Consider the following 9,084-nt stretch of genomic DNA (forward strand, 5'->3'; position numbering starts at 1 on the left):
CACAGCATAATTCAATTATTTTTGCTTAACCGTCCCCAAACTTGCAACCTCAACTCCCAACTTTTGCTTAACCGTCCCCAAACCCTTAACCGTCCCCAAACCCCAAACTTTTGCTTAACCGTCCCCGTCGTCTGTTGTTCTCACGGGCTTTAGGTTCACTCTCGCCAGCGATTTTTTTGCTTTTTCGGGTTCACTTGAAAGCCAGTCGAGCATAATGTATGCTGCAATTATATCCATACCGTGCACCTTTTGGAGTCTCTCTAAGGTATAACCATGAACTTCAAGAGGTTTTATTTCGCCTGTCTCCCACCAGTATTTAAGGTTTTCAAGTACTTCAGGATTCATTTTCAGGATTCTGCCGGATATTGCATCCACATGGCCCCTCGGATACTTAAACTCCGATATTAAACGTTCGCGTATATTTTTTTCATCAAAAATATGTCCCATTTTTCACCCCTTAATTATTTAAAAATTTCGGCTTTTTAAATTATATGTTTGATTACCTGTTTATCATTCATAAAATATATAAAAAAAGTTACAGCACAATGCATGAAATTGCATTGTGCTGTAACTTTTCCACTGCTCTACAACTTTCCTATCGGGCAATAAATGTTTTATTCTCCAAATGCATTTATATACATCTGTTTAATCTCGCTTATAAGAGGATATCTCGGGTTTGCTCCTGTACACTGGTCATCGAAAGCCTGTTCAGACATTTCATCAAGCGTAGCGTAAAAACTCGTTTTGCTGACTCCTGCTTTGCTTATAGACTTCGGTATATTTACTGTATCTTTAAGCTTATCTACAGCCTTGATTAGAAGCTCCACCTTTTCCTCATCTGTGTTTCCCCCCAATTTCAGGTAATCAGCGATCCTTGCATATCTCCACTTGGCGTTAGGATACTTGTACTGCGGGAATGCCGCCTGTTTTCTCGGGTTGTCTACAGCATTGTATCTTATGACTTCATCTATCAAAAGGGCATTTGCAATACCGTGGGGTATATGATGCATTGCCCCTAATTTATGGGCCATCGAATGGCATACGCCCAAGAATGCGTTGGCAAATGCCATACCTGCCATAGTTGATGCATGAGCCATTTTTTCTCTTGCTTTTACATTTACAGTTCCTTCATTGTATGCCTGCGGCAAATATTTAAATACCAGTCTTGCGGCTTCCAATGCAAGGCCGTTTGTATATTCGGATGCCAAAACCGAAACATATGCTTCAAGAGCATGAACAAGCGCATCGATCCCTGATGCCGCCGTAAGACCCTTTGGCATCTTTATCATTAGTTCAGCATCTACAATCGCCATATCGGGGGTCAGTTCATAATCTGCAAGCGGATATTTCATTCCATTTTTTTCATCTGTTATTACAGCAAATGGTGTAACTTCCGAACCTGTTCCTGAAGTAGTCGGTATGGCGACCATCATGGCTTTATCGCCCATCCTTGGGAAGCGGTACACTCTCTTCCTTATATCCATAAACCTTATTGCAAGATCTTCAAACTTTACTTCCGGGTGTTCATAGAGAACCCACATGATTTTAGCCGCATCCATTGCGGAACCTCCGCCTATCGCTATTATGACATCGGGCTTGAATTCCTGCATCTCCATTGCGCCTTTTTTCGCCGACAAAAGCGTAGGATCCGGCTCCACATCAAAGAATACCTCGCATTCCAAACCTCTTTCACTCAGTACGTTTGTAACAAGGTCGGCATATCCAAGTTCGAACAATCCCTTATCTGTCACGACAAATGCCCTTTTCTTTCCCATATCCTTGAGTTCATTGAGGGCAGTTGCGAGACATCCGAATTTGAAATAAATTTTTTCAGGGACTCTAAACCAAAGCATATTTTCTCTCCTCTCGGCAACACTTTTTATATTCAAAAGATGTTTAACTCCAACATTTTCCGATACTGAATTCCCTCCCCAAGAGCCGCAACCAAGGGTAAGAGATGGCTCCAGTTTAAAGTTGTATATATCTCCTATCGCTCCCTGCGAAGAAGGCATGTTTATTATTGTCCTTCCGGTTTTCATAACCTGACTGAATTTTTTAATCCTATCCTTCGATACAACCTGATTCGTATACAGAACGGAAGTATGCCCGAATCCTCCAAGTTCAATAAGCCTTGCTGCCTTTTCGAGAGCTTCGTCAAAACTTTTCACCTTGTACATTGCGAGTATCGGTGAAAGTTTTTCATGAGAAAACGGCTCATCAAGTTCAACGGACTCAACTTCACCGATCAAAACCTTGCTTGATTCTGGGACTTCTATTCCTGCCATCTTTGCGATTTTATATGCACTCTGCCCAACGATCTTAGCATTTACCGAACCATTAATTAGGATTATTTTCCTTACCTTGTCTATTTCATTGCCTTTTAGAAAATAAGCTCCTCTTTCCCTGAACTCGTCTTTTACCTCGTCATATACTTTATCCATTACGATCACAGACTGTTCAGATGCGCATATTACTCCGTTATCAAATGTTTTTGAAAGAAGTATTGAATTTACGGCCATTTTTATATGGGCTGTTTCATCTATTATAGCAGGTGTATTTCCAGGTCCCACGCCTATGGCAGGTTTTCCTGAAGAATATGCGGCCTTAACAAGCCCGGGTCCCCCCGTTGCAAGTATTTTATCGCATTCTTTCATCAGCAATTGCGAAAGCTCTATAGTAGGTTCATCGATCCATCCTATAATGCCCTCCGGTGCCCCTGCTTTTACGGCGGCCTCCAGAACTATCCTCGCTGCTTCCGTAGTTGACTTTTTTGCCCTCGGATGCGGTGAAAATATGATGCCGTTTCTGGTTTTAAGCGCTATAAGGGATTTAAATATGGCAGTCGACGTGGGATTCGTTGTGGGAACGATAGCTGCAATTACACCTATGGGTTCGGCTATTTTTGCGATGCCGAATGCTATATCCTTCTCGATTACTCCACATGTTTTATCATCCTTGTATTTGTTGTAAATATATTCCGATGCAAAATGGTTTTTTATAACCTTGTCTTCAACGATCCCCATACCCGTCTCTTTACAGGCAATCTTGGCAAGATAAATCCTTGCATTGTTCGCGGCCATCGCTGCCTGCCTGAATATCTCATCTACCTGTTTCTGAGTATATACCGAATATTTCTTCTGGGCTTCCCTTACTTCTTTGATTTTTTGCATTAATTCCTGTGCATTTGTTACTTTCACTCATATCACCTCGTTTTAAATCTGATTCTGATCTTCAATTCGTAATGAGTTTATGTTATTTTGAATGCTCATTCGCTATCCAAACTAACATAATTCTATTTATACCTGATTTCAAATTACGAATCGAAAATGCTGATTTTTATGATACCTTAACTTCATCGATAGAGTTCTGATACATTTTTGCAATGTTCCTTGTTCTTTCCATAACATTCTTGATATAAAAATGTGTATTCCATTTTTTAGAGTTTGTTTGTTAATCATTTAACAATTTTATTTTACTTCAACTTTATGGATATTTCAATATGTTAAAAAAATATTTTTGGGCATTCGGATAATTTAATTGAAATTTATTAATACTATATTTATCAGCAAATTAACTTTATCCATGGGCTTAAAGTTAAAACATTTGCATATGCGCTGTACTATAGAATAGCAAAAAAGTTTATCATAACTTAATGACCCAGCGACTTTAGCCGTTGGGAATATCAATGAAGGTGCATCAAGTTTACAGACTCTATATACTTCGAGCTTAGCGATTGAAACAATATTGTTCAAATATAAAATATGCACCTTATCAAGGAGGTTGAGGTATAAATGGATAAAACGTCTAATTTTCCAACATCGTTACCGGCACAAAAGCAGAATAAGCAGCCTGGATTTAATAATCTCATGAATCCAAAACCTGTATATGAATTTGCAGATTATGTACCCTCAGGAAAGCTTTCAGGAAAAGTTGCATTTATAACAGGTGGAGACAGCGGCATAGGGAGATCTGTCGCATTGACTTTCGCAAGAGAAGGGGCAGATATAGTCATCACTTATTTCGACGAACATGAAGATGCTGACGAGACTAAAAAAGAAATAGACTCTTTTAATAGAAAATGCATGCTCATTTCAGGAGATATAGGAGACGAAACATTCTGCAAACAGGCGATAAAGCAGGCAGTAGGCCAGTTCAAGAGAATAGATATACTTGTAAACAATGCAGCTGAGCAGCATCCTCAAAACAGCATAGAGGATATATCAAAGGAACAGCTTGAGAAAACGTTTGGTACAAATTTCTTTTCCATGTTTTATATTACAAAGTTTGCAATTCCTTATATGCCGTCTGGAAGCGCTATAATAAATACCGCATCCATAACAGCATACAAGGGGGATAAAAACCTTATCGATTATGCTGCTTCAAAGGGAGCGATAGTCTCGTTCACACGCTCGATGGCCCTTTCACTTATAAGCAGCAAAATAAGGGTGAACGCTGTCGCGCCCGGGCCGGTATGGACGCCTCTTATTCCTTCATCCTTCAGCGAACAGGATGTCGCGCAGTTTGGCACTGATACCCCGATAGGGAGACCCGCCCAGCCTGTAGAACTTGCCGGAGCTTATGTTTTCCTTGCATCATCCGATTCGTCATATGTTACAGGTCAGACTATCCATGTAAATGGCGGATTAGTGGTAAACGGATAAATATAAAGGGGTCCATACCCTTGAAGAATAAAGATTTGCTTCTGATCCTAAAAAAACTCTATAGAAGGTATAATGAAGACGAAATTGCATCCTTGGGCGCCCAGGCTGCATATTATCTTCTATTATCCTTTTTCCCGTTTTTAATATTCTTTATGACATTGCTCAGCTATACAAAAGCTATAGATGAAAATAACCTGCTGTTTTTATCTCATTTTCTTCCGCGCAGTGTATACTGGCTTATTCTGGACGTGATAACAAATATCTTAAGGACAAGAAAAATGGCGTTTATTTCCCTTGGCATGCTTGCAACCGTATGGAGTTCTTCATCAAGCGTGCTGTCATTTATGTATGGCATGAACAAAGCATATAGGAAAAAAGAGACAAGACCCTTTTGGAAAATCAGAGGAATATCCATGCTGTTTACTATCGGGACCTCAATTCTAATTACATCTTCAATAGTGCTCATTGTTTTTGGAGAAATAATAGGCAGACAGATATTCGGCATGCTGTATATTTCGGATTCTCTTGATATAATATGGGATCTATTCCGCTATTTAGGTGTATTTATAACATTATTCACTGTATTTATATTATTTTTCAGATACATACCAAACTGCCACCCGCCCGTTAAAAAGGTCATTCCCGGAGCAGCCTTCTCCACTATTTGCTGGATTATTATTTCACTGGGCTTTTCATTTTATGTTAATAACTTTGGAAACTTTTCCAAAACATATGGAAGCATAGGAGCTGTCATCGCTCTTTTATTATGGCTTTACTGGAGCAGCATAACAATACTCATGGGCTCTGAACTCAACGCCATACTTGTAAACTGCAAAGATAAATAAACTTCAATTCGCGATTTGAAATCAGGCATAAATAGGATTATGTTATTTTGAGCGACGAATGAGTGTTCAAAATAACATAAGTTCATATTGCGAATTGAAGATAAAACAATTACTATCTTTTGAGGCCTTTGAGTTCCTGCAAAATTATATCTTTCAGCAGGGTGGGGTTTGCTTTGCCTTTTGACTTTCTCATTACCTGCCCTATCAAAAATCCCACGGCTTTTCCTTTCCCCGAAAGATAATCCTCCACGGATTTGGGGTTCTCTTCTATAGCTTTTTTTGCAAACTCAGCGAGTTGAGCCTTATCGGATATCTGCATAAGCCCTAATTCATTTACTATATCCAGCGGTTTCTTTCCGCTTTTAAACATCTCCTCAAAAACCCTTTTGCCGACCGACACGCTTATCTTTCCATCATCGATCATCTTCAGCAAATCACCCAGATAGCCGGCCTTCACAGGTATGTTTTTGTATTCGAGATCCGCCTCTTTCATGAGCCTCATAAGCTCGCCCATTATAAAATTGCTTACAGCCTTCGGATTATAATAATGCTCATTAACCCCTTCAAAATATTCTGCAAGGTATTTGGAACTTGTTATTATTCCTGCATCATATTCCGGCAGTCCAAAAGATTCTATGAATTTTCTTCTTTTCTCTTTTGGAAGATCCGGAAGGGCGGACTTAAGCCCTTGTATATATTCATCATCGATTGCAATCGGTACAAGATCCGGATCCGGGAAATATCTGTAGTCCTGAGCTTGCTCCTTGCCCCTCATAATGAGGGTTTTCTGTTTAGGTTCATCCCATCTTCTGGTCTGCTGTATAACTTTTCCTCCGTCTTCGATAACTACCTGCTGCCTTTCCTGTTCATAACAAAGCGCTCTGTGGAGAGCTTTAAATGAATTTATATTTTTAAGTTCTGTTTTCGTGCCGAGAATATTCGAGCCCTCGGGTTTAATCGAAATATTCGCATCGCATCTTAAAGATCCTTCCTGCATCTTGCAGTCGGATACGTCGATATATTCGAGTATTCCCTTAAGTTTTTCCATATATTCCAAGGCCTCATCCGGGGACGCCATATCCGGTTCCGATACTATTTCAATAAGCGGAACCCCTGTCCTGTTGTAATCGACCAGTGAATAGTCCCCGTCTTCACTGTGTATAAGCTTTCCAGCATCCTCTTCTATATGTATCCTGTTTAGCCTTATCTTTTTACCGCTCTCTAAAATTATATAGCCATTCTTGCACAGAGGCATATCATACTGGGATATCTGATATGCTTTTGGAAGATCCGGATAAAAATAATTTTTCCTGTCAAGCTTGCTTAGCTTTGATATCGTGCAGTTTAACGCCAGGCCTGCTTTTATACAATATTCGACTACCACCTTGTTTAATACCGGAAGAGTCCCAGGAAGTCCAAGGCAAACAGGACACACATGGGTATTCGGCTTCCCTCCGAACTCCGTTGAGCATGAGCAGAATATCTTTGTTTTAGTAGAAAGCTCTGCGTGAACTTCAAGACCTATAACAGTATCAAAAATCATAATCAAACCCTCCTATGGAGCCACTCTTTCCATATCCCTCGGAAAAAGGCTCGCCTCTCTTATATTCGTAAGCTTTAGTATTTTTAAAGTCAACCTTTCAAGACCTATTGCAAAACCTCCATGAGGTGGAACCCCATATTTGAATGTATCTAAGTAAAATCCGAATTTTTCAGGATCAAGATGGAACTTTTTCATATTTTCGTAAAGCATCCTGTACTTGTGTATCCTCTGACCACCCGTTGTAATTTCGAGTCCGTCGTACAGAAGATCAAAGCTGTTCGTGACATCGGGGTTCTTGGGATCAGGCATGGCATAGACAGGCCTTTTCTTTACAGGATACTTTGTCAGAAAAACAAAATCGTTTCCTGTTTTCTCTTTAATATATCGGCAGATAAGCACTTCTCCTTCAGTATCGATATTCCCCTGAGGAGAACTTTTGCCATACTTATCCTTTATTATCCCCCTTGCATCTTGCAGAGTCATCCTTGGTATCCGGCCGATTTTCGGAAGGGATATACCATATAGATTGAGCTCTGATTCACAGGTTTTGCTTATAGTTGAAAATAAATATTCCAAGAACTCATTTTCAATATTCATTATATCATTTTCATCCTTTATAAATCCCATCTCTGCATCAAGGCTTACATATTCGTTAAGATGCCTTGCAGTATTATGAAGCTCCGCCCTGTATGCGTGCCCTATCTCAAATACTCTCTCATACCCAGCCGCAACCATCATCTGCTTGTAAAATTGGGGACTCTGGGCAAGATACACCCTCCTGCCAAAATATTTCACAGGGAACAATTCGGAGCCGCCCTCCGTACCTTCCGACACGATTTTAGGCGTTTGTATCTCAGTAAACCCATTGGATTTGAAAAAGTCCCGAAAGCAAGAAGCGATTTCCTGCTGCACGTTAAATATACTGTGAATCTTGGGATTTCTAAGACTCAAAACCCTGTTGTCGAGTATGGCCTCAATTCCGGAGTCTATATCTTCCCTGTTTATCTGAAGAGGTATCATTTCATATTCGGTATCTGATATGACTTCAATTGCTTCACAGTCGATTTCCATATTCCCAGGCGCCTTATCATTTCTGACAGGCATGCCTGTTATCTTTACAACATACTCAAGCCGTAGATCGGTTTTTAACTTTCCATCCACAACCACTTGTATCATCCCGCTTCTATCCCTTATGATGAGGAAAGTTATATTCCCGAGATCACGTATCTTGTGAACCCAGCCGTAAATCGTCACCTTGCATTCCAAACCCTTAAAAATTTCCTTGATCAATGTCCTTTCCATATTGTATCCCCTTTCAGTTTAAAGTTATTGACAATAACAGTGAAAATAAAAAAGCCCCATCCCAGCAAAGGGACGAGGCTCGCTCGCGATACCACCCAGATTAACCTACAAAAAGTTCTCTCGTTAAAGCAGTACGGGAATACTTCCGATACCGCCCTTCTTTTCACGGTGAAGGCTCCGACCACGCCTACTATAGTTTCGGATGGTTCCTAAAAGGTGTTATTCCAAATATGCATCATATCCGGCTCCAACCAACCCGGACTCGCTTTAACTAAAGCATATAAGTACTTGTCCTCATCATCGGATTTTAATATATTTAAACATAAGTATACATAATCTCAGGCAAATGTCAATAACCTTTTTGATCTTTGTGATTCACTTATGATAATTTCACCATATGAAATTATTTTATGAAAATTTCACCCCAAGTCAATAATTGAAGGATGAGATCAACAATGAATCGAAAAGAAACACTAAAAGCACATGTGATAAGTATGTGCGTAAAAAAGAAAATGACGGTAAAAGAAGGCGCGAACAGATTGGGACTTTCGGAACGCCAAGTTAAAAACTTGAAGGCGAGGTATAAAGAAAAAGGCGTTTCATCCATGTTACATGGGAATTGCGGAAGACAGCCCAAGCATACTTTAACGCTGGAAATCAAGGAGAGGATTTTACAAATAAAAAATGAGCCCTACTATCAGAATGTGAATTTCAGTCACTTTCATGAGGATTT

Annotated in this window: 7 protein-coding genes and 1 other annotated feature; of the genes, 3 read left to right on the forward strand and 4 right to left on the reverse strand. The window is 39.9% G+C overall.

The window, feature by feature from the left end; genetic code table 11:
- Positions 1 to 114: 114 nt before the first annotated feature.
- Together QME45_13895 and adhE are read right to left on the reverse strand one after the other, a co-directional pair.
- On the reverse strand, positions 115 to 447 hold the full coding sequence (locus QME45_13895; protein ID MDI6619722.1) for a hypothetical protein: 333 nt from the start codon (positions 445 to 447) through the stop codon (positions 115 to 117).
- 167 nt (positions 448 to 614) lie between these two features.
- Positions 615 to 3,197 carry a bifunctional acetaldehyde-CoA/alcohol dehydrogenase gene (gene adhE, locus QME45_13900; GenBank protein ID MDI6619723.1) on the reverse strand — a complete coding sequence of 861 codons (2,583 nt, stop codon included), beginning with the start codon at positions 3,195 to 3,197 and terminating at the stop codon, positions 615 to 617.
- Positions 3,198 to 3,791: 594 nt separating this feature from the next.
- On the opposite strand from adhE, the gene QME45_13905 reads away from it, so the two are divergent.
- Positions 3,792 to 4,661, forward strand: coding sequence for an SDR family oxidoreductase (locus QME45_13905; GenBank protein ID MDI6619724.1), 870 nt, complete (start codon positions 3,792 to 3,794; stop codon positions 4,659 to 4,661).
- 20 nt (positions 4,662 to 4,681) lie between these two features.
- Complete coding sequence (locus tag QME45_13910; GenBank protein ID MDI6619725.1) at positions 4,682 to 5,506, forward strand: YihY/virulence factor BrkB family protein; 825 nt, start codon at positions 4,682 to 4,684, stop codon at positions 5,504 to 5,506.
- Positions 5,507 to 5,618: 112 nt separating this feature from the next.
- On the opposite strand, the gene gatB is transcribed toward QME45_13910, so the two are convergent.
- Both gatB and aspS read right to left on the reverse strand, forming a co-directional pair.
- Entirely contained in the window at positions 5,619 to 7,049 is a 1,431-nt protein-coding gene (gatB, locus tag QME45_13915) for an Asp-tRNA(Asn)/Glu-tRNA(Gln) amidotransferase subunit GatB (protein MDI6619726.1), read from the reverse strand.
- 12 nt (positions 7,050 to 7,061) lie between these two features.
- Positions 7,062 to 8,351, reverse strand: coding sequence for an aspartate--tRNA(Asn) ligase (aspS, locus tag QME45_13920; GenBank protein ID MDI6619727.1), 1,290 nt, complete (start codon positions 8,349 to 8,351; stop codon positions 7,062 to 7,064).
- 65 nt (positions 8,352 to 8,416) lie between these two features.
- Positions 8,417 to 8,661: a binding site (T-box leader), on the reverse strand.
- Positions 8,662 to 8,806: 145 nt separating this feature from the next.
- Here aspS and QME45_13925 point away from each other — a divergent pair.
- A partial coding sequence (locus tag QME45_13925) for a helix-turn-helix domain-containing protein (GenBank protein MDI6619728.1) occupies positions 8,807 to 9,084 on the forward strand: 278 nt, incomplete at its 3' end.

This window comes from Clostridiales bacterium (assembly GCA_030016385.1).
Lineage (GTDB): Bacteria > Bacillota > Clostridia > Clostridiales > Oxobacteraceae > JASEJN01.